This is a genomic window from Bacillus sp. BP-3, from assembly GCF_028401955.1.
Lineage (GTDB): Bacteria > Bacillota > Bacilli > Bacillales > Bacillaceae_G > Bacillus_A.
The window spans coordinates 329,833-350,949 of the sequence record NZ_JAQOTJ010000004.1 but is presented as its reverse complement, the minus strand read 5'-3'; the positions used below and the strand labels follow the sequence as shown (position 1 = coordinate 350,949).

Genomic DNA, 21,117 nt, shown 5'->3' with positions numbered 1-21,117 from the left:
TAAAATTAATTTTTCTCTTTTCCTTTTTATTTTTCTTTCGTATGTTTTATGATAGGATAAAAAAGGTGAATATACATAAAGTGAAACTTTCATCAGTGGAGGTATTACTGTCCACGAATAGCGGGATAAAGTTGAGCTTACATAAGAATTATTTATATGAACATTTGTTATATGAATCCATTTTGATTTTTCGACATATAGATTGCTGTTATGCAGAAAAAAAGGAGCCTGCACTTGCTTTCTTCCTTTTTTTGAACTTCGCATGTGGCAGAAAAAAGGCTCTGATCGCTTCTATGCATAGCCAGATGCTCTCACCCGCCTAATAAGGATGGTTTTATGTCGTTTTTTATTTGGATTGATATAGAAAGAGATAAAGGTAGTGAAAAATTATGAGAGTAGTTTCGGGAAAGTGTAAAGGTCATCCTTTAAAAGCTGTACCAGGTAATACGACACGGCCGACAACAGATAAGGTGAAAGAGTCGATTTTTAATATTATCGGTCCTTATTTTGATGGTGGTTTAGCACTTGATTTATTTGGTGGGAGCGGTGGACTTGGTATTGAGGCTCTTAGTAGAGGGATAGATAAAGCTATTTTTGTTGATCGTGATGGAAAAGCGATAAAGGTGATCTATCAAAATTTAGAAAGTTGCAAGTTAGAAGCGCAAGCAGAAGTATATAGAAATGATGCAGAACGTGCTGTAAAGGCGCTCATGAAACGTGAGATATCGTTCGATCTTGTATTATTAGATCCGCCGTATAAAGATCAAAAGATTATTTCTTTAATAAGTATAATGGATCAGCATAATCTATTGAAAGAAGATGGAATCATTATGGCTGAGCATGGGGTAGATATAGAACTACCTGAAACGATTGGTAGACTTGTGAAGGTAAGAGCTGAAAACTACGGCATTACAGCGATTTCGATTTATAAGTATGAAGGTGAGGGGAACGAATGGCAAGCATAGCAATTTCTTCGGGAAGTTTTGATCCGATTACGCTTGGGCATTTAGACATTATAAAAAGGGGTGCAAAAGTTTTTGATGAAGTATATGTTGTTGTTTTAAATAATTCATCAAAAAAACCGCTTTTTACAGTAGAAGAGCGTTTAGAATTAATTCGCGAGGCGACAAAAGACATTCCGAATGTAAAGGTTGATTCGCATAGTGGATTATTAGTAGAGTATGCGAGGATGCGCAATGCGAATGCGATTTTACGCGGTTTACGTGCGGTGTCTGACTTTGAGTATGAAATGCAAATTACATCAATGAATCGTAAATTGGAAGAGAATGTAGAAACATTTTTTATCATGACGAATAATCAATATTCCTTTTTAAGTTCAAGTATTGTAAAAGAGGTAGCTCGGTATGGTGGGAATGTTTCTGGACTTGTTCCGCCAATTGTAGAACGTGCTTTAAAAGAGAAGTTTCAAACCCCGTTATGATGAACGGGGTTTTTTGTTCTGAATTAGGCGGACAACGAGTAATAAAACGTATAAATATAAACAAAATAGTGTAAAGGCCGGGCCAAACGTAACAAGATAATCCCAAGCTTTTGCAAACACGGTAGATTGTTTAGATAAAAAGACTGGAATATCGTATTGGATAGGTGAAAAAGAATGTAATCTTTCATAAAGTGGTCCCCAAAATATGTATGTATAGATTGGAGCAAGGAAGCTTTGAATAATACGTGCAATAAAGTATGGTTTAAACCGTATATCTGTTTCTGCTAAAATACTGGCAACTTGAGCTTGAATAGAAAGGCCGCTAAAAGCTAAGACAAAACTTGTCATCATGGCTTGTTGTAAAATAGAAGTGTGTTCTGTTTGACTAATCATTTGACTCCCAAGTGTCATTTCTAAAAGGCCTGACAAAATAGGGGAACTAAAATAAGGCGAAAGTTGAAATGCGACCAATATTTGTTTCATAATAAAAGCAAGGAAAGTTGTAATATGAAAAACGGTTAACATTTTATTTAAAACAGAGAATAAAATAATAAACCCACCAATCATAAGCAATGTTTGGACAGAAGAAGTAATGGCATCACCAATTAATTTTCCAATGGGACGTTTTTCTTGTAATCGAGTTTTATGAAGAATGGAAAAAGCATGCTGCAATGGAATTGGTGATGTATGTCTTTTTGATTCTTGTTGCTTGCGATTATCTTGGTAAAAGCGCATAAGTAGTCCAACTGTGAAATTACTAACATAATGGGAGGCTGCTAAAATCATTCCTAGTTTTGGATTATCAAAGAAACCGATTGCTACAGCGCCAAAAATAAATAATGGATTAGAAGAGTTTGTGAAAGATACGAGACGTTCTGCTTCAATTTGTGTCAGTTGGTTTTCCTGACGTAACCGAGCGCTTAATTTTGCGCCTGCTGGGAAACCTGATGCCATACCCATTGCCCATACAAAACCTCCGATGCCAGGTACACGAAAGAGTGGACGCATCAAAGGTTCTAATAGCACACCGATAAACTTTACAATTCCCAGTCCGATTAGAAGTTCGGCGATAATAAAAAAAGGTAGCAATGAAGGAAATACAACTTCCCACCATATATTTAAGCCCCGTATAGATGATTGGAGTGCTGCTTGGGGATGGAGTACGAGAGAAATTGTAAGGAAAGAAACCGATATGGTGAGAAAGCCTGTTTTCCATTTTTCGTACATTTTATACCCCCCTTTGTCCCAAATGTTCATTTCAGTATACGAGGATACATAGTGAAATTAGACCATAAGTATAAAAAGAGAGTGAAAAATTTTTGAGGGTGAAGAAGATGAAAGAACCGAAAATTGGGTTAGCGCTTGGATCAGGTGGTGCGAAAGGATTTGCTCATGTTGGTGTTATTAAAGTACTACGAGAAGCTGGTATACCTATTCATATGATTGCGGGAAGCAGTATGGGGGCGTTAATAGGTACGTTTTATGCAGCAGGATGTAATGTGGACCGATTGTATCGTTTAGCAACAGTATTTAAGCGGAAGTACTATTTAGACTTTACTGTACCCAAGATGGGATTTATTACTGGAAAACGTGTAAAAGATATGATTAAAATGTTTACATATAATAAAAAATTAGAAGAGCTAGATATTCCAACGGCGGTTGTAGCAACGGATATTTTAAATGGTGAAAAGGTTGTCTTTACAAAAGGCTCAATTGCAGATGCTGTAAGGGCAAGTATCTCTGTGCCCGGCATATTTGTTCCAGAGAAAATAAATGGAAGACTGCTCGTTGATGGAGGAGTGATCGATCGTATTCCGGTATCAGTAGTAAGAACATTAGGGGCTGATATTGTGATTGCTGTTGATGTATCCCCTATTAAGGTCAATGGAGAAGTTACATCCATTTATGATGTCATTATGCAAAGTATCGAAATTATGCAACATGAGCTTGTAGTAAATAGACAAATTGCATCAGATCTTATGATGCATCCAGCTGTAGAACAATTTAGTTCGCGATCCTTTACGAATATAGAAGATATTATTCGTGTCGGTGAAGAAGAAGCAAAGCAGCACATTCAAACAATTTACACATTGATTGAGCAGTGGAAGGAGAAAAAAGATGTTTAAAAAATTTCGGTATTTATATGCACTACTCATTGGAGTAATGATTGCAATGTTAATCGTGTTTGTCCCTCTGCCATACTATATTACAAAGCCAGGCATGGCAGAGAAATTAGAGCCGTATGTAAAAGTTGAGGGAGGGAATAAAGAGAAAGGAGATTTTATGCTCGTTACAGTTTCGATGGGGCGAGCGAATGTTGTGAACTATCTTTCTGCTAAATTTAACAAATATGAAGAAATTTTTAAGAAGGATGAAATTTTAAGAAAAGGCGAAAGTGATGAAGAGTATCAATTTCGCCAAGTATATGCCATGAAAGAGTCACAAGATGCGGCTATTTATAATGCATATAGAAGAGCGAATGCCTCTGTTACGTTTGAAAATCAAGGTGTGCTTGTAGTTGGTATTGCAAATGATATGCCAGCTGCTGAAAAGTTAAAGCTTGGGGATCGTATTCTTGCTGTTGATGGTCAATCATTGCAAACGGGAGAACAGTTTATTGCCTATATGAAAACAAAAAAACAAAATGATGAAGTAAGCGTTAAATATGTCCGTGAAAATACAGAAAAGGAAGACAAATTTGTACTGAAGCCAATTCCAGAAGATAAAAGTCGCGCTGGTATTGGAGTTTCTATTATTACAGATAAGAAGCTTACAGTAAGTCCTAATGTGAAAATTGATGCGCATAAGATTGGAGGACCTTCTGCTGGTCTCATGTTTACGTTAGAAATTTATAATCAGCTGGTGAAAGAAGATATAACGAAAGGTCACGAAATAGCTGGAACTGGAACGATAAATGAAAAAGGAGAAGTCGGTCCAATTGGAGGTATTTCTCAAAAGGTAGTTGCAGCTCATAATGCAGGTGCAGAAATATTCTTTGCTCCAAATGAGAATGGAAAAGAGAAGTCAAATTATAAAGATGCAGTGAAAACAGCTAAAGATATAAACACTAAAATGAAAATTATACCTGTAGATACGTTAGATGATGCTTTAATGTATTTGGATAAAATGTCAGAAAAAAAGTAAATCCTCTCGTTTAAGAGAGGATTTTTTTATAAAAATATATGTTGTATTTCATCATATCGAAAAGGGTGCTGCGTTATATCTCGCTTTATCATTTCACTGCAAAGGGTTCCTTGTAAAATAGAGAAATAAGCAGCGCTTGCTTTTCGATCTATATCTAGAAGCGGATGCTGAAACGTTTTTGTATGAGAAAGCAATGGAAGTGTTATTTGTTTTTTCTTTGCTGATATATAGGCTTGTCCTTTTTGGGACATGCCGAGCAAACGAATATATTGTGCGTGTTGTTCTACACGGGCTTTGTGCATCTCTTCTTTTGTTGTGTTCGTTAAAATATGTGTACAAATGCGCTGTAGTCGTGTCCATGTGTAACGTTTTGTTTTTAATACTTCCATAAATTTCGTGAATGAAGTTGCTTCCTGAATAGAAGATAAAATCCGATGTTCCAACCCTTCCTCTACTTCATATATATTTTGTAATTGCGATGGTGACATTGTAAGAAGTTTATATTTTAGTAAGTGAAAATAACGCTCCCAATTATGTAATAGGTGATAGGAATGTGTATATTGCTCTAAAAGTAGTTTTGTCATTTTTGGAACAAACGGAATAATTGTTGGAAAAGTTTCTGGATCATTAAATAATTGTTTGCGAATGCTCGTTGCGCTGGCAATTCGTTCATCTTGAAATGTTTCGTCATGATAATGCGAAGCGAAACGCTTAATTGTACTTGCTTTCATTAAACTTTTTTGTTTGATAATTGCTTCTATGTAATGCATTCCTAAAATATTATTAGGCTCTGAAATGTCGATAGTAGCTATGTTTTTTTGTAAGGATGAAAATGCCTCAGAAGTTGCTTTCGCATAGCTTATTCCTGTTTTTAAGTATTGTTGTACGAGGGAATGGAATGTGTCTTGCTCAGCTTGACGTAAAGTAATTGTATTGTAAAAATGATCGATATTACCACTTTCACTCCCAAAGCAAACCTCAGAGACACGAAGAGCATCTAATATTGAAATAGCACCGTCTGCAAATGTTTCAGCTTTTTGCGTTGCAAAGGCATATGGAAGTTCGACGATAATGTCTACACCATTTGCTAAGGCCATTTGTGTTCGTGCCCATTTCGAAACGAGAGCCGGTTCCCCGCGCTGTAAAAAGGGTCCGCTCATAACAGCAATGATAATATCCGCATTTGTTAACTTTTTGGTTTGTTGCACATGATAAGCATGACCATTGTGAAATGGATTATATTCAACAACAATGCCGCTAGCTTTTATAATAATCTCTCCTTTCAGTGTAGCATCTTTTTCTAAAACATGATAATCTATATATTATTTCCTATAATGACTCCATTATAGTGTAAAGAAAAAATATTGACAAATATACAATGGCTAGCTATAATTTTGTTTGTTGCCTTGAGGTGATATGATATGAAATGGTCCATCCATCAATTGAACAAATATCGACATAAAGGACTAACGTTAGATGAGATGGTAGATGTAAGTGAGCTGAAAAATGTTGAGAATGAAGTTCGAGACATTACTCCTGTTCATGTGACAGGTAGAGTTGATTTTAGCTCTAACAAATTTACGTTCCATCTACATATAACAGGAAGCATGGTATTACCATGTTCTAGAACTTTAGTAGATGTAACATTACCATTTGACATTGAAACAACTGAAGTGTTCTTAGTTTCGAAAGAAGATTATGAAACTGAAGCAGATTTTCATTACTTAGATGGAGAAGTACTTGACTTACTCCCTGTAATTAAGGAAAATATACTATTGGAGATTCCAATGCAAATTTTCAGTGAGGATGTTTCAGAAGGAACACCGATGCAAGGTCGAGACTGGCAAGTGATTTCGGAAAAAAGCGAAGAAAAGCCTGTTGATCCAAGATTAGCAGGACTTGCGAAGTTTTTTGACAAATAATCAAAAGACCAGTATGGACTTTCGTATGAAAATAACTCTCTCTTTTAAGGAGGTGGGAAGAATGGCAGTACCTTTTAGAAGAACTTCTAAAACAGTAAAAAGAAAGCGTCGCACGCATTTCAAATTATCAGTACCTGGTATGGTAGAGTGCCCAAGCTGTGGTGAAGCAAAATTAGCTCACCGTGTATGTAAAGCATGCGGTACTTACAAAGGTAAAGAAGTAATCAGCAAGTAATTGCAAAAATAAACGCAGGAGGGAAACCTCCTGCGTTTATTTTTTTCGTTTTTCTTTACATGTTATTCTTCTATCTTTTCTAGTAACTGCATATGTTTAATAAAAAATGCAAAAGGAGGACTAGAGAGATGGCAACAACAAGACAAGATGCATGGACTGATGACGAAGATTTACTTCTGGCAGAAGTAGTGCTCCGGCATATTCGTGAAGGGGGAACGCAGCTTTCTGCCTTCAAAGAAGTTGGAAGACATTTATCGCGGACACCTGCTGCTTGTGGATTTCGTTGGAATTCTTACGTGCGTAAACAATATAAAGAACGCATTGAAGAAGCGAAGCAAATACGGAAAGCTGAAAATTATGAAGTGCAAGAACAAAAGAAGGAGAAAGTGAGCTCTCTTTCAATTACGTTAGAAGATGTAATTGTCTTTTTACAAAGCTATAAAAAAGAAGAAGACAAAATGGAGTTATATAAAAAAATTGAGGTGTTGCAAAAGGAAAAGGAAGGGCTTTTGCAGCAATTGTCTTTGTATGAAGAAGAATACCGTACTTTATTCGATTATATTGACAGAAAACGAAACTCGATGGTATTAGAGCCTTCTGAAAGAGAGAGAAAGCGAGAAAAGGGAATACTTGAAAAAACATCAAAATAAAAACAGCTGTCACGCAGCTGTTTTTATTTTTAAGCAGATTCACTTTTTGTAACCGCATTCAAATTTGCGTTTGGATACCAAACGTAGAAATCGCCATCATCAATGGTTACTTTTTCGAAGTGTAATTTCTCCCAAAAATCAGCAGATTGGACACGAGCAATCGTTTTGATAGGAAGATGCAGTTGTTTTACATAATTGACAAGCATCTTACCGAATCCTTGTTTTTGGAATGTTGGTAACACTTCAAGTTTAAAAAGTTCTACATAAGGTCCGGAAAACAAATTGTTGCTGGACTGTTCTTTCGTATACAAGCTCATGCGTGCGATAAGAGAACCGCCATAAAAAACTCCGTAAAAAGGGGATTCGCTATCGTTTTCGATGATATTTGTTTGTAAGTCCTCCAGCATAGATAATTCTTCAGCACCGCATCCTTTGAATTTTTTAAACTCTTCTAACGTTTTATAATTGATGAGCAAGCGCTCAACTTTCGGAAAATGCATAGAACCACATCCTTTTCTTGTTGTAAAATAAAGAAAAGTATAAATATTTACAATAATATTATAACGCATTTTTTAGTTTTTATGAAGAAAAGAGATCATTCTTTCAATATTTTTTTTAGAAGTTTGCTAAACTAATTTTATAAACTATAAAGTAAAGCTTTCGTTAGTAGAAATTTTTTTTATTAGTGGGAAGCTTTTAACAATTGGTTTTTGTAGAAAGTTATTCATAATGTATCTTTTAAATTTTGATGGATAGCGTGATGAAAATGGGGGTCTTTTTAAAGATGGAAATTGGAATTGTTGGGCCGGGAGCAATCGGACTTCTTTTTGCGTTTTATTTACAAAAAAATGAGCAGGATGTCACACTGTATACACGAACAGTAGAGCAATCTGATTGCTTGAATAAGTGCGGGGTTACATGTGTACAAAACGGTATTAGGGAAACTGTATTTCCTCGTGTTAGCCCTTTAGAGAATATAAAAAATGAAACACATGATTATACCTTCGTCGCTGTAAAGCAATATCATTTAGAAGAGATATTACCGTATTTGCAAGCGGAAAAACGAATTATTTTCTTACAAAATGGGATGGGACATCTTCATTTATTGCAACAAATTCAAGGTGCTAGCGTTGCGGTAGGAATTGTAGAGCACGGAGCGAAAAAGGAAAATGTGAATATCGTTCATCATACTGGGGTAGGTAGTACGAAATTTGGACTCATAAATGGAGAAAATCAGCAATTTGAGCCTTTGTTTCCTGCATTTTCTTCGAGTCTATTCCCAGTAGCGGTTGAAAATGATTGGAAGCAAACAATGATAAATAAGCTTGTCGTTAATGCGTGTATTAACCCGTTAACTGCGCTGTTCGGTGTACAAAATGGAGAGTTATTGACAAATCCTTCGTTTCACCAAGTGATGAAGCAAGTGTTTTCAGAAGTAATGGAAATTGTCGGCGACTTACAATGTAAAGCGTATTGGGATCGTGTATGCACAGTGTGCGAAAATACAGCTCACAACACTTCCTCTATGTTAACGGATGTACGCAATAATAGAAAAACAGAAATTGATGCAATTGTCGGTTATTTAATTCAAGAAGCAGAGAAACAACAAAAATCAGTTCCGACACTGTCTTTTTTGTATCATTCGATAAAAGGATTAGAAAGATAAGAGATATTCTTTGCTTTTATAGCGAACATTGACTACAATTTGGTTGGTGAGAGATCAGGAGATGAAAGGAAGAAGTATATGGAGATAAAAGAAATCTCTGTCCCGCTTCAAGGAGTTGTTGCGGACTATTTAAACCATGAAAAAGACATTCAAGAATGCTTTGATTATCCAATAGCAGAAGAGAGTTTTGTAAGACGTATACAAGATTTACGAAATAGACAGTATCCAAGACAAGAGTTAGTATCACATTTATTACAATATAATCAAAAATTAAATGCAGGAGAAAAAACGCTTCAAAATATTCATGCTTTGTTAGAAGAAGATACATACGTTATTGTAGGGGGACAACAAGCTGGATTGTTAACAGGTCCTCTTTATACAATTCATAAAATTATATCTATTTTACAACTTGCAAAGGAAAAAGAAGCTTCGCTGGGAGTGCGAGTTGTTCCTGTTTTTTGGATTGCTGGAGAAGATCATGACATTGATGAAATTAACCATGCATTCGTTACGAAAAACGGTAAAATAAAAAAGACAATTTTTCATGAGCGTCACCTAAATAAAGCAAGTGCTTCTGAAATGGAGATTTCCATTGAGGATTGTAAACAATGGATCGAAGAAATATTTAAAACATATCCAGAAACAAAACATACAAAGGATGTACTTTGTTTTGTAGAAGAATGTTTACAGCAATCACGCACATATGTTGATTTTTTTGCGCGCTTTATTACAAAACTATTTGCGCATTCCGGTTTAATTCTTGTAGATTCTCATCATCCTATCCTTCGGAATATTGAAATTCCGTTTTTTAAAGAACTACTAGCGCGTTACAAGAATGTACAAGGAGCGCTTAATAATCAGCAACGTGCATTACATGAGTTAGGATATAAACCGATTATTGAAACAAAACAGAATGTAGTTCATATTTTTATGGAAATGAATGGGGAGCGTCTTTTATTAGAGGAGGAAGAGGGACGTTTTATTTGTAAAGAGGGGATGTATTCGTTTTCGTATGAGGAGATTATAGAACGTATGGAGAGTCATCCTGAACAGTTTAGTAACAATGTTGTTACTCGACCTCTTATGCAAGAATATATGTTTCCAACGCTTGCATTTATTGGTGGTCCAGGGGAAATTGCGTACTGGAGTGAATTGCAGCAAGTATTTCATGCACTGGATTTTCAAATGCCGCCTGTCGTTCCTCGTTTGACAATTAGTTATTTAGAACGTGATATTGAAACTGATTTACGGGATTTGCAGATTCAAGAGAGCGAAGTGTTTCACAAAGGTATTGCTGCATTACGAGAAAAGTGGTTATCTATGCAAGTTGAAGAGCCGATGGATAGTCAATTTATGAATGCATCTGAACAAATTGGAGCAATTCATACATCTTTACAGCAATTTGTTCAAAAAGTGAGTCCAGGTCTTCGAAATTTTGCGAAGAAAAATGAGTTGAAAATTATGCAACAACTTGAATTGTTAGAGAGGACACTTCAAGCTGATTTAGAGAGAAAGCATGAAGTGCAGCTTAATAAATTCCGGAGAATTGAACACTCATTACAGCCATTAGGTGCGCCGCAAGAACGGATATGGAATATTTGTTATTATTTAAACGACTACGGTCTTGATTTTGTAGAGCGAGTTATGAAACAACCTTTTCAGTGGAATGGAAAACATCATATTATTAAATTATAAAATCTTGCTCTTGAGAGCAGGATTTTATTTTATTTTGTGGAATTACCTGTAAAATAAATTTATTTATTTATTGACTTTGTGAAATGTAAAGAATATGGATTGAAAGTAGTCTGTTTCTGAAGAACAGCACTTTTTTGCTAAAATGAAACAAAAAGAAGCGGATTATTATCTTTTTTCGACATGTTTTTATGAAATTTCCCGAAAAAGATGATAAAATTTAGTATATAATAAGATAAGACTATTATTTAGTAGGAAGTTGAATTCTTACTAATTACAAACCTCACCAATCGAACTCTTATGGGAAATGATTTCAATTCTTTATCGTTTTTGGAATTGACTTTTAAAGAGGAATAAACAGATGATTCAAGAGGATTATTTTGCAAAAAAGTAGGTGCAACTATGTTTAAACATGTAACAGTGCTTTTAAAAGAAACAGTAGACGGCTTAGAAATTAAACCAAACGGAACATATGTAGATTGTACGTTAGGAGGTGGCGGGCATAGTGCTTATTTACTATCTCAACTTTCTGAAGAAGGAAGACTAATTGCATTTGATCAAGATGAGGTTGCAATTCAAAATGCGCAAGAAAAATTCTCTTCTTATGACGGCCAATTTATAGCTGTAAAAAGTAACTTTCGCTATTTAAAGGAAAAGTTATTTGAATTAGGAATAACGGAAGTAGATGGTATTTTATTTGATTTAGGTGTTTCTTCCCCACAATTAGATACGCCAGAACGTGGATTTAGTTATCACCATGATGCTCCGCTTGATATGCGCATGGATCAAGATGCCCCACTAACAGCATATGACGTTGTAAATAGTTGGTCATATGAACAACTTGTAAGAATCTTTTTTCAATATGGTGAAGAAAAGTTTTCAAAGCAAATTGTAAGGAAAATTGAAGCGTACCGCGAAAAACAACCAATTGAAACAACCGGAGAACTAGTGGAGTTAATTAAAGAAGGGATTCCAGCCCCAGCAAGGCGGACTGGAGGGCATCCTGCGAAGCGAGTATTTCAGGCAATTCGTATAGCAGTTAATGATGAATTGAAGGTATTTGAGGAAGCGTTGGAAGCGGCGATTGACGTGACGAAAACAGGTGGCCGAATTAGTGTGATTACATTCCACTCGTTAGAAGATCGGATTTGTAAAACGACATTTAAAAGAAACAGTACAACACCACAGCTTCCACCAGGATTGCCAATTATTCCTGATGAATACAAGCCGAAGTTAAAACTAATTACAAGAAAGCCGATTTTGCCTTCTGATGAAGAGTTAGAAGAAAATAATCGAGCACGTTCTTCGAAGCTACGAATTGCTGAAAAATTATAAAAAGGAGAGAGAGGTATGACAAATTTAGCTGTTAAGTATAAAAAGCAACAAGTAGAAGTACAATCTCAAGCTCCGCAGCAAGTAGTACAGCCGGCTATAAAAACAAGAATTACAAGACTTGAAAAATTATTGTATGTTGCATTTATTGGTTTTTTACTATATGCATGCGTGGCTTTTATTGGTAATAAAGCGGCGTTATATGAAGCTGATGCTAAAGTAACAGACATGGAAAGCAATCTTATAAAACAACAAAAAGAAATTAAAGAGTTACAAGCGGAAACTGAAAAGCTAACACGTTATGATCGCATTGCAGAAGTCGCCAAAAAGCATGGATTTGAAATTAATGCGAAAAATGTAAAAGGCTTAAATTAATACAATAGGTGTGAAGAAAAGATGAATATACGTAAATTTCATACTAACAAAGGAGCAGGATTCTTCATTAAGGTGTTTCTCCTGCTCTTTTTTCTGTTGTTAGCACGCTTTCTTTATATTCAAGCAACAAAAACAGTGCATGGAGTAGATTTAAAGCCAATTGCAGAGCAAAAACATAGTAAAGATGGAGTACTTGAAGCAAATCGAGGTACGATTTACGATCAAAATGGTTACGTACTTGCCCAAGATACAAATTCATATAAGATGGTTGCTGCACTTAAAGGGCAAAAGTATGTGAAAGACAAAGAAGATGCTGCGGAGAAAATATCGAAAGTACTTGAAGTTGATAAAAATGAAATTTTACAGTATTTAAATAAAGATGCTGAACAAGTAGAGTTTGGAAAGATTGGAAAAAACATAACGAAAGAAAAGAAAGATCAAATTGATAATCTGAAGATAGATGGAATATCTTTTGTTACAGAAAAAGCAAGAATATATCCGAATGGAGATTTTGCATCTTACATACTTGGATTTGCAAAACCAAATGATGAAGGAATTGCAGAAGGGAAATTTGGACTTGAACAAAGCTTAGATAAATATTTACGAGCTTCTAACGGAAGTATGAAGTATACAGGAGATACAAAAGGTATCGCGTTAGAAGGCGGAAAACAGTCTATGAAGCCGCCTAAAAATGGAGATAATGTATATTTAACAATCGACCAACGGATTCAAGGTTTTCTAGAAGATGCGATGGAAGAGGCAGAAAAACATTATGAGCCGTCTATGTTAATTGGAGTCGTAGCAGATCCGAAAACAGGAAAGATTTTAGCGATGTCTAGCAGACCGAGTTTTGATCCGAATAAACGAGATATTCAATACTTTTTAAATGATCCGATTGCAAACGCTTATGAACCAGGTTCAACGATGAAAATTTTTACGTTGGCGTCTGCTATTAATGAGGGTGTATATAACGGACAAGATTACTATCAATCTGGTAGATACAAAGTAGGGAATGAGGAAATTAAAGACCATAATGGCGGTGCAGGATGGGGTTCTATTACGTTTGATGAAGGTGTTGAGCGTTCATCGAACGTTGCTTTTGCTATTTTAGGAAATGAAAAGTTAGGACCTGATCGTTTCCGTCAATATATTCATAAGTTTGGTCTAGATGAAAAAACAGGTATTGATTTACCTGGAGAAGGCGAAAATACAATTTTATTTGATAAGAAAATCCAACAAGTAACAACAGCATTTGGACAAGGTTCTACTGTAACTCCGATTCAACTTGTACAAGCAGCTACTGCAATTGCTAACGATGGGAAAATGATGAAACCCTATGTGATTGATCAGATTGTAGATCCGATGGATGATAAATTTGTCTTGAAACACCGTCCAGAGGAAGTAGGAAAACCAGTTACAAAAGAGACTGCAACACAAGTTAGGCAACTGTTAGAACGAGTTGTAACATCGCCGAAAGGGACTGGAACGATGTATAAACTCGATGGCTATTCCGTTGGTGGTAAAACAGGAACAGCACAAATTCCAGATGGAAAAGGCGGTTATATGACAGGGAAAAATAATTATATTTTCTCTTTCCTTGGTATGGCACCAATGGATGACCCACAGCTTGTCGTATATTTAGCAATTAAACAGCCTAAATTGAAAGACAATGAAAATGGTGCACAGCCGTTATCTGAAATGTTTAAATCTGTTACGAAAAATAGTTTGGAGTATTTAAAAATTAAGCCGAATGAAATAAAAGATGTGAAAAAACAAGTAAACCAGCAGCAAGCTACCATTCCAAATGTAACGGGTAAAACAATGGAAGAAGCAAAAGGAATATTGGAAAAGGAAAAATTCCGACCTGTAGTTTTAGGAGAGGGGAAAGTCGGACAACAAGTGCCAAAAGCGAATGAAAAAACGTTAACGGGTGATCGGGTATTTTTAGTAGGAAATCAACCGAAAATGCCGAATATTAATGGTTGGGCACTTCGTGATGTGATGAATTTAGCGAAAATATTAAATCTTGATTTGAAGCTTTCTGGTACAGGTTATGTAACAGAGCAAAGTGTCGCTGAAGGTACTCCTTTACAAGAAAGAACACAGGTAGAAGTAAAACTTGAACCCCCTCTTGAACCGCAGCAAGAAGCAGAGCAGCAACCAAATAAGAAGGAAAAGAAAGAGGGAACGTAACATAGGCGAAGTGAGTGTACGGGTTCTAATGAAACAAGTACAAGCATATATTGGAACAAGCTAGGCGTAAAGGAGGCTTGTTCCAATATGCGTGTATCAAATGTAACAGTAAGAAAAAGACTTATTTTTGTGCTGATTTTTGGTATACTTATTTTTACAATTATTGATATTCGTCTTGGATATGTGCAGTTTTTTCTTGGTAATATGTTAACAGATCGTGCGAAAGATTCATGGAGTCGTAATATTACATTTGAACCTGAACGTGGGAAAATTGTAGATCGTAATGGTGTGGAACTTGCAACAAATAAAAGTGCACCAACTGTCTTTGTGGTACCAAGGCAAATTGAAAAACCAGCAGAGACTGCAGAGAAATTAGCTGCAGTTTTAGGTGTGTCGAAAGAAGAGATTTATCAACGCCTCACGAAAAAAGAGTCTATAGTTAGATTAGACAAAGGCGGACGGAAAATTTCTCATGATAAGGCGAAAGAAGTTAGAGCTTTAAGTTTAAAAGGTGTATATATTGCTGAAGATTCCATTCGATACTATCCGTTTGGTAAGTATTTATCACATGTGCTTGGGTTTGCTGGGAGTGATAATCAAGGACTTATGGGACTGGAGTCATATTATGATAAAGAATTAAATGGTGACAAAGGATATGTCCGCTTTTTTGCTGATGCGAAAGGACAACGCATGCCGAACATTGGCGATGATTATAAAGAACCTGGTGACGGCTTGAATTTAAAGTTGACAATTGATGCGCGTATTCAGACAATTATGGAGAGAGAATTAAACATAGCAGAGTCTACGTATCATCCAGATGGAATCATCGCGATTGCTATGAATCCAAATAACGGTGAAATATTAGGTATGTCCAGTCGTCCGAGTTTTGATCCAACAGATTTCAAAAGTGTTTCACCAGAAGTGTTTAACCGAAATCTTCCAGTCTGGAGTACATATGAACCAGGGTCCACATTTAAAATTATTACACTTGCAGCTGCTTTAAATGAAAAATTAGTAGACTTGGAGAAAGATACGTTTTATGATGATGGAGCGGCAGAAGTTGGCGGTGCAAGATTGCGTTGTTGGAAAGCGGGGGGACATGGAAGCCAAACCTTTTTAGAGGTTGTTCAAAACTCTTGTAACCCAGGTTTTATAGAACTTGGAGACCGTTTAGGAAAAGAAAAGCTGTTTCAATATATCCGTGATTTTGGATTTGGACAAAAAACAGGTATTGATTTACAAGGAGAAGGTAGAGGGATTTTATTTGATCTAAAAAGAGTAGGACCTGTTGAACAAGCGACTACAGCGTTTGGTCAAGGAGTCTCTGTTACCCCGATTCAACAGGTAGCAGCAGTAGCGGCTGCTGTAAATGGAGGCACGTTATATCAGCCTTATATTGCGAAAGAATTCTTAGATCCAACTACGAACAAAGTAATTAGTAAAAAAACGCCAGTTGCAAAGAAACAAGTTATTTCCAAGGAAACTTCTGAAAAGGTACGTTATGCACTTGAGAATGTTGTTGCGAAAGGTTCAGGTAACAAAGCATATATTGATGGATATCGTGTTGGAGGGAAAACTGGTACAGCACAAAAAGTAAAAGATGGAAAGTATTTGGATAACAACTATATCGTATCATTTATTGGGTTTGCACCAGCGGATGATCCACAAGTTGTTGTATATGTTGCTGTAGATAATCCAAAGGGAGTTACACAATTTGGCGGAGTTGTTGCTGCACCAATCGTTGGGAATATTCTTCGGGATGTCTTACCGGTTATGGGAGTAGAGCCTAGAAAAGAGCAAATTGAAAAGAAATTAACTTGGGATGAGACGCCTTTAGTAGAAGTCCCTAATATAGTAGGGATGGATCGAAAGGAGCTACAAAGTCAACTTGTTGACCTACAAATTGATGCCAGCGGTGATGGAAACAAAGTGGTTGAACAGTCTCCAAAACCAGGTACGAAAGTAAAAGCAGGATCCAAGGTTCGAATATATTTTAATAAGTAAGTATGAAGACATGTGTGTACGATATAATAACACTCAACAAACTATATAAATACAAGTTGAAAAAACGACATAAAAGCCTCTCCTTTAAGGGAGAACGAGAGTACCTGACCGTGCATAGAAGCGGTAAGGTCCTTATCCTGCTACATCCGAGATTGAAAACAAAGGGAGCAAGCAAGTGCAGGTCATGTGTTGTTTTGCAAAGCAGAGGCTGATATGTCGAAAAATTTAAACATATTTATATATATAGATATAAATAAAGTGGCATAAAAACCCCTTTCCTTTTAGGGAGGGACGAGAGCATCTAGCCGTGCATAGAAGCGGTAAGGTCCTTATCCCCACATCCGAGATTGAAAACAAAGGGAGCAAGCAAGTGTAGGTTATGTGTTGTTTTGCATAGTAATGATCTATATGTTGAAAAATCAAAATGGCTTTATATAGTAGTGAGTTGTTGGATTCACACTGTCTGTTGGGTAAATATATGACGTTCTTATGTATGGAGCGTTTTGAACGCATCCATTTATAAGAGGTAAATAAAGAGTAGAGAGGATTTAAAGAAATGAAGTTGCATACACTCGTATCAAGTTTGCATGATTTTCCAGTCATTCCAAAAGAAAATCCAGAAATTACATCTATTGAAGCAGATTCACGTAAAGTGACAACTGGAAGTTTATTTGTATGTATAAAAGGTTTTACGGTTGATAGTCATGAATTTGCTATGCAAGCAGCCGCGCAAGGTGCGGCTGCTATTGTTGCGGAAAGGCCTATTGATGTTGACGTTCCAGTTGTACTTGTTAAAGATACAATACGTTCTTTAGCGGTGTTAGCTGATTATTTTTATGGACAGCCGACCCAAAAGTTACACTTAATTGGAATTACAGGTACAAATGGAAAGACAACAACATCGCATATAATGAACGAAATTATGCGCGCACATGGACATAAAACAGGACTAATTGGAACAATTAATATGAAAATAGGTGATGAAACGTATGAGGTGAAAAACACAACACCTGATGCATTAACATTACAAAAAACGTTCGCTAAAATGGTCGAACAGAATGTAAATAGCGTTGTTATGGAAGTATCTTCACATGCTTTGCATCTTGGAAGAGTGCATGGATGTGACTATGATGTAGCGGTGTTTACAAACTTAACGCAAGATCATTTAGATTATCATAAAACGATGGAAGAGTATAAATATGCAAAAGGATTGCTATTTGCACAGCTTGGTAATAGCTATCATCATAATCGTGTAAAGTACGCCGTATTAAATAATGACGATGCTGCAGCAATAGACTATACGAAAAATACAGCAGCAACAGTAATTACGTATGGGATTGATACAAAAAGTGATATTATGGCAAAAAACATTGAGATGACAAGTGCAGGTACGGCGTTTACACTCGTAACTCCAAGTGAAAGTATCGATATTACGATGAAATTAATTGGGAAGTTTAATGTATATAATGTATTAGCTGCAACAGCTGCATGTCTAATTTCTGGTGTAGCGCTGCAAACAATTATCGATGTTGTGAAAGAATTAAAAGGTGTGCCTGGCCGCTTTGAAGTTGTTGATAGAGGGCAAGAGTTTACTGTCATTGTTGATTATGCACATACACCAGATAGTTTAGAAAATGTATTGTTGACAACGAAACAATTTGCAAAAGGAAATGTGTATTGCATTGTTGGTTGTGGCGGGGACCGTGATCGTACGAAACGACCAATTATGGCCAGTGTTGCAACGGAATATGCAACGCACGCGATCTACACATCGGATAATCCACGCAGCGAACAGCCGCAAGCAATTCTTGATGATATGATTGAAGGTATAAAAGGAAATAATTATGAAGTAATTGTTGATCGAAAAAAAGCGATATTTCATGCTGTATCAGAGGCAAAAGATGGAGACATTATTGTAATTGCGGGTAAAGGTCATGAGACATACCAAATTATAGGTACAGAAGTATATCATTTTGACGATCGCGAAGTTGCTGGAGAGGCAATTGTAAAACGTTTAAGCATGAAAGAATAACAACAAGAGAGGGGGACTAAATATGCTTGAACAAGGATTATTAATTACAGTAGGGGTGGCATTTTTAATTTCGGTTGCGTTGTCACCAATTTTCATTCCATTTTTACGTCGTTTAAAGTTTGGACAGAGCATTCGTGATGAAGGACCAAAATCACATCAAAAGAAATCGGGAACACCGACCATGGGCGGAATTGTTATTTTTATTTCAATTATGATTACATCTATTATTATGATGTTTAAGTTTCAAAAGGGTGCTGAGATGTACTTATTGCTACTTGTTACATTTGGTTATGGGTTAATCGGATTTTTAGATGATTACATTAAAGTTGTAAAAAAAAGAAATCTTGGTCTAACATCAAAACAAAAATTAGTAGGACAATTTATTATTGCGGTAGCTTTCTTTATCATTGCAAAAGGACAAGGATTTGACACACATTTAATGATTCCAGGGACGGAAATTAAGTTTGACTTACATTGGGCGTACTTTATTCTTGTGCTCTTTATGTTGATAGGAGCTTCAAACGCAGTGAACCTAACAGATGGTTTAGATGGATTATTAGCAGGAACAGCTGCCATCGCATTTGGTGCGTATAGTATTATTGCGTTTGCTCAGGAACATTATACAATTGCTATTTTTTGTATGGCAGTTGTGGGAGCTGTATTAGGATTTTTAGTATTTAATGCTCATCCAGCAAAAGTATTTATGGGAGACACAGGGTCTTTAGCCCTTGGTGGTGCTTTAGCGGCTGTTTCCATTTTAACGAAAACAGAATTATTATTAGTTATCATTGGTGGAATGTTTGTTATTGAGACACTCTCTGTTATTATTCAAGTTGTGTCGTTTAAAACGCGAGGAAAGCGTGTATTCAAAATGAGTCCGCTTCATCACCACTATGAATTATGTGGTTGGTCAGAATGGCGAGTGGTTGTAACATTCTGGTCAGTCGGACTTTTATTTGCAATGTTAGGAATTTATATCGGAGTGTGGATGTAATTGAAAACGATAACTGACTATCAAAATAAAAATGTTCTTGTATTAGGTATGGCAAAAAGCGGCTTTGCTGCAGCTGTTTTATTAAAGAAACTGGGTGCAAATGTGATTATAAATGATAGCAAACCGCTAGCTGAAAATCCGTTAGCGACAGAATTGCAAAATCAAGGTATGGAAGTTGTATGCGGCGGTCATCCTTTAGAATTGTTAGAAAAAAATATTTCTGTCGTTGTAAAAAATCCAGGGATTCCGTATTCGAATCCGTTACTTGTAGCAGCAAAAGAAAAAAATATTCCGATTGTAACAGAGGTAGAATTGGCGTATCGTATTTCGGAAGCTCCGTTTATTGGGATTACAGGATCGAACGGGAAAACAACGACCACAACATTAACATTTGAAATGTTAAAAGAAGGAGAAAAACATCCTGTTATTGCTGGAAATATTGGCACGGTAGCATGTGAGGTTGCACAAGGTGTAACGAAACAAGAAGTGGTTGTAACAGAACTTTCTTCTTTTCAATTAATGGGTATTGAAACATTTCAACCGAAGATAGCAGTGTTGTTAAACTTATTTGAAGCACACTTAGATTATCATGGTACGAAGGAAGAATACGGTTTAGCAAAAGCGAATATTTTTAGAAATCAAACTGGAAATGACTATAGCATCATTAATGCTGACGATGAAGAAGTAATGATGTTGTCTGAGAAAAGTAAAGGACAAAAGGTGTACTTTTCTACGACAAAAATAATTGAAGAAGGTGCTTGTGTAAAAGACGGTGCTCTTTACTTCAAAGGTGAAAAAGTGATTGATGTTCAAGATATCGTATTGCCGGGGAAACATAATTTAGAAAATATCCTAGCTGCTATGAGTACTGCGAAGCTCATGGGGGTTGCAAATGAAGCGATTATAACAGTTTTAAAACGGTTTACAGGTGTAAAGCATCGTTTAGAATATGTAACGACGATTCAAAACCGTAAGTTTTATAATGATTCGAAAGCAACAAATATGCTAGCGACAGAAAAAGCATTGTCTGCATTTACGAACCCAGTCATTTTATTAGCTGGTGGACTAGATCGTGGGAATGAATTTGACGATTTAATTCCATACTTTGAGCATGTGAAGGCGTTATTTACATTTGGACAAACTGCACCAAAGCTTGTCAAAGCTGCAGAAAAGGCTGGAATGAAAGTTATTAAATGTGTCGATAATGTGGAACAAGCGGTGCAAGAAGCGTTTGCTTTGTCTGAAGAAGGAGATGTAATTCTCTTATCTCCTGCATGTGCAAGTTGGGATCAATTTAAAACATTTGAAGAAAGAGGAGACATGTTTATACAGGCTGTGCATAAGCTAGTATAAAGTGAAAGAATCATCAGTGGATTATTTCTACTGATGATTCTTTTATAGGTAGGATAATGTGGAATTTCTATTAGTGGGAGATCT

Annotated in this window: 19 protein-coding genes; 16 read left to right on the top strand and 3 right to left on the bottom strand. The window is 36.1% G+C overall.

Annotated features, from left to right (window positions below; translation table 11 throughout):
* The first annotated feature begins 389 nt into the window (after window positions 1-389).
* Both rsmD and coaD read left to right on the top strand, forming a co-directional pair.
* On the top strand, window positions 390-965 hold the full coding sequence (rsmD, locus tag PLX19_RS09395) for a 16S rRNA (guanine(966)-N(2))-methyltransferase RsmD (RefSeq protein ID WP_272188249.1): 576 nt from the start codon (window positions 390-392) through the stop codon (window positions 963-965).
* Entirely contained in the window at window positions 953-1,441 is a 489-nt protein-coding gene (gene coaD, locus PLX19_RS09390; RefSeq protein ID WP_020059268.1) for a pantetheine-phosphate adenylyltransferase, read from the top strand. The genes rsmD and coaD overlap by 13 nt, the downstream gene beginning before the upstream one ends.
* Here coaD and ylbJ read toward each other — a convergent pair.
* Window positions 1,436-2,668: a sporulation integral membrane protein YlbJ gene (gene ylbJ / locus PLX19_RS09385; RefSeq protein ID WP_272188248.1), complete on the bottom strand. Its 1,233-nt coding sequence runs from the start codon at window positions 2,666-2,668 to the stop codon at window positions 1,436-1,438. The two genes, coaD and ylbJ, sit on opposite strands and share 6 nt — an antisense overlap.
* A 107-nt stretch (window positions 2,669-2,775) precedes the next feature.
* Between ylbJ and PLX19_RS09380 the strand changes: the two genes are divergently transcribed.
* Together PLX19_RS09380 and PLX19_RS09375 are read left to right on the top strand one after the other, a co-directional pair.
* Entirely contained in the window at window positions 2,776-3,567 is a 792-nt protein-coding gene (locus PLX19_RS09380) for a patatin-like phospholipase family protein (protein ID WP_272188247.1), read from the top strand.
* Window positions 3,560-4,585, top strand: a complete 1,026-nt coding sequence (locus tag PLX19_RS09375) for a SepM family pheromone-processing serine protease (RefSeq protein WP_272188246.1) — start codon at window positions 3,560-3,562, stop codon at window positions 4,583-4,585. Before PLX19_RS09380 ends, PLX19_RS09375 begins: the two co-directional genes overlap by 8 nt.
* A 26-nt stretch (window positions 4,586-4,611) precedes the next feature.
* Here the strand turns inward: PLX19_RS09375 and PLX19_RS09370 are convergent, their stop codons facing one another.
* Window positions 4,612-5,853 carry a nucleotidyltransferase gene (locus PLX19_RS09370; RefSeq protein WP_272188353.1) on the bottom strand — a complete coding sequence of 414 codons (1,242 nt, stop codon included), beginning with the start codon at window positions 5,851-5,853 and terminating at the stop codon, window positions 4,612-4,614.
* A 153-nt stretch (window positions 5,854-6,006) separates the two neighbouring features.
* On the opposite strand from PLX19_RS09370, the gene PLX19_RS09365 reads away from it, so the two are divergent.
* The 3 genes from PLX19_RS09365 to PLX19_RS09355 all read left to right on the top strand — a co-directional run bounded on the left by PLX19_RS09365 (window position 6,007) and on the right by PLX19_RS09355 (window position 7,392).
* Window positions 6,007-6,507, top strand: coding sequence for a YceD family protein (locus tag PLX19_RS09365; RefSeq protein WP_272188245.1), 501 nt, complete (start codon window positions 6,007-6,009; stop codon window positions 6,505-6,507).
* Between the two features lie 61 nt (window positions 6,508-6,568).
* Window positions 6,569-6,742, top strand: a complete 174-nt coding sequence (gene rpmF, locus PLX19_RS09360; RefSeq protein WP_001984764.1) for a 50S ribosomal protein L32 — start codon at window positions 6,569-6,571, stop codon at window positions 6,740-6,742.
* Window positions 6,743-6,870: 128 nt separating this feature from the next.
* Complete coding sequence (locus tag PLX19_RS09355) at window positions 6,871-7,392, top strand: RsfA family transcriptional regulator (RefSeq protein WP_272188244.1); 522 nt, start codon at window positions 6,871-6,873, stop codon at window positions 7,390-7,392.
* Between the two features lie 29 nt (window positions 7,393-7,421).
* Here the strand turns inward: PLX19_RS09355 and PLX19_RS09350 are convergent, their stop codons facing one another.
* Complete coding sequence (locus PLX19_RS09350; protein ID WP_272188243.1) at window positions 7,422-7,892, bottom strand: N-acetyltransferase; 471 nt, start codon at window positions 7,890-7,892, stop codon at window positions 7,422-7,424.
* Between the two features lie 284 nt (window positions 7,893-8,176).
* Between PLX19_RS09350 and PLX19_RS09345 the strand changes: the two genes are divergently transcribed.
* The 9 genes from PLX19_RS09345 (at window position 8,177) to murD (ending at window position 21,033) form a co-directional block, all read left to right on the top strand.
* Window positions 8,177-9,058 carry a 2-dehydropantoate 2-reductase gene (locus PLX19_RS09345; protein ID WP_272188242.1) on the top strand — a complete coding sequence of 294 codons (882 nt, stop codon included), beginning with the start codon at window positions 8,177-8,179 and terminating at the stop codon, window positions 9,056-9,058.
* A 78-nt stretch (window positions 9,059-9,136) separates the two neighbouring features.
* Window positions 9,137-10,753, top strand: a complete 1,617-nt coding sequence (gene bshC / locus PLX19_RS09340; protein ID WP_272188241.1) for a bacillithiol biosynthesis cysteine-adding enzyme BshC — start codon at window positions 9,137-9,139, stop codon at window positions 10,751-10,753.
* 399 nt (window positions 10,754-11,152) lie between these two features.
* The gene (gene rsmH, locus PLX19_RS09335; protein ID WP_272188240.1) at window positions 11,153-12,085 is read left to right on the top strand and encodes a 16S rRNA (cytosine(1402)-N(4))-methyltransferase RsmH; all 933 of its coding nucleotides are present in this window, start codon (window positions 11,153-11,155) and stop codon (window positions 12,083-12,085) included.
* 15 nt (window positions 12,086-12,100) lie between these two features.
* Complete coding sequence (gene ftsL, locus PLX19_RS09330) at window positions 12,101-12,457, top strand: cell division protein FtsL (protein WP_272188239.1); 357 nt, start codon at window positions 12,101-12,103, stop codon at window positions 12,455-12,457.
* Between the two features lie 21 nt (window positions 12,458-12,478).
* Complete coding sequence (locus PLX19_RS09325) at window positions 12,479-14,650, top strand: penicillin-binding protein (RefSeq protein ID WP_272188238.1); 2,172 nt, start codon at window positions 12,479-12,481, stop codon at window positions 14,648-14,650.
* An 87-nt stretch (window positions 14,651-14,737) separates the two neighbouring features.
* Window positions 14,738-16,654: a stage V sporulation protein D gene (locus PLX19_RS09320; RefSeq protein WP_272188237.1), complete on the top strand. Its 1,917-nt coding sequence runs from the start codon at window positions 14,738-14,740 to the stop codon at window positions 16,652-16,654.
* 556 nt (window positions 16,655-17,210) lie between these two features.
* Window positions 17,211-18,686: a UDP-N-acetylmuramoyl-L-alanyl-D-glutamate--2,6-diaminopimelate ligase gene (locus PLX19_RS09315; RefSeq protein WP_272188236.1), complete on the top strand. Its 1,476-nt coding sequence runs from the start codon at window positions 17,211-17,213 to the stop codon at window positions 18,684-18,686.
* Between the two features lie 22 nt (window positions 18,687-18,708).
* Window positions 18,709-19,680 (top strand): phospho-N-acetylmuramoyl-pentapeptide-transferase, encoded by a 972-nt coding sequence (gene mraY, locus PLX19_RS09310; protein WP_272188235.1) that lies wholly within the window; start codon window positions 18,709-18,711, stop codon window positions 19,678-19,680.
* Window positions 19,681-21,033, top strand: a complete 1,353-nt coding sequence (murD, locus tag PLX19_RS09305) for a UDP-N-acetylmuramoyl-L-alanine--D-glutamate ligase (protein WP_272188234.1) — start codon at window positions 19,681-19,683, stop codon at window positions 21,031-21,033.
* The last annotated feature ends 84 nt before the right edge of the window (window positions 21,034-21,117 follow it).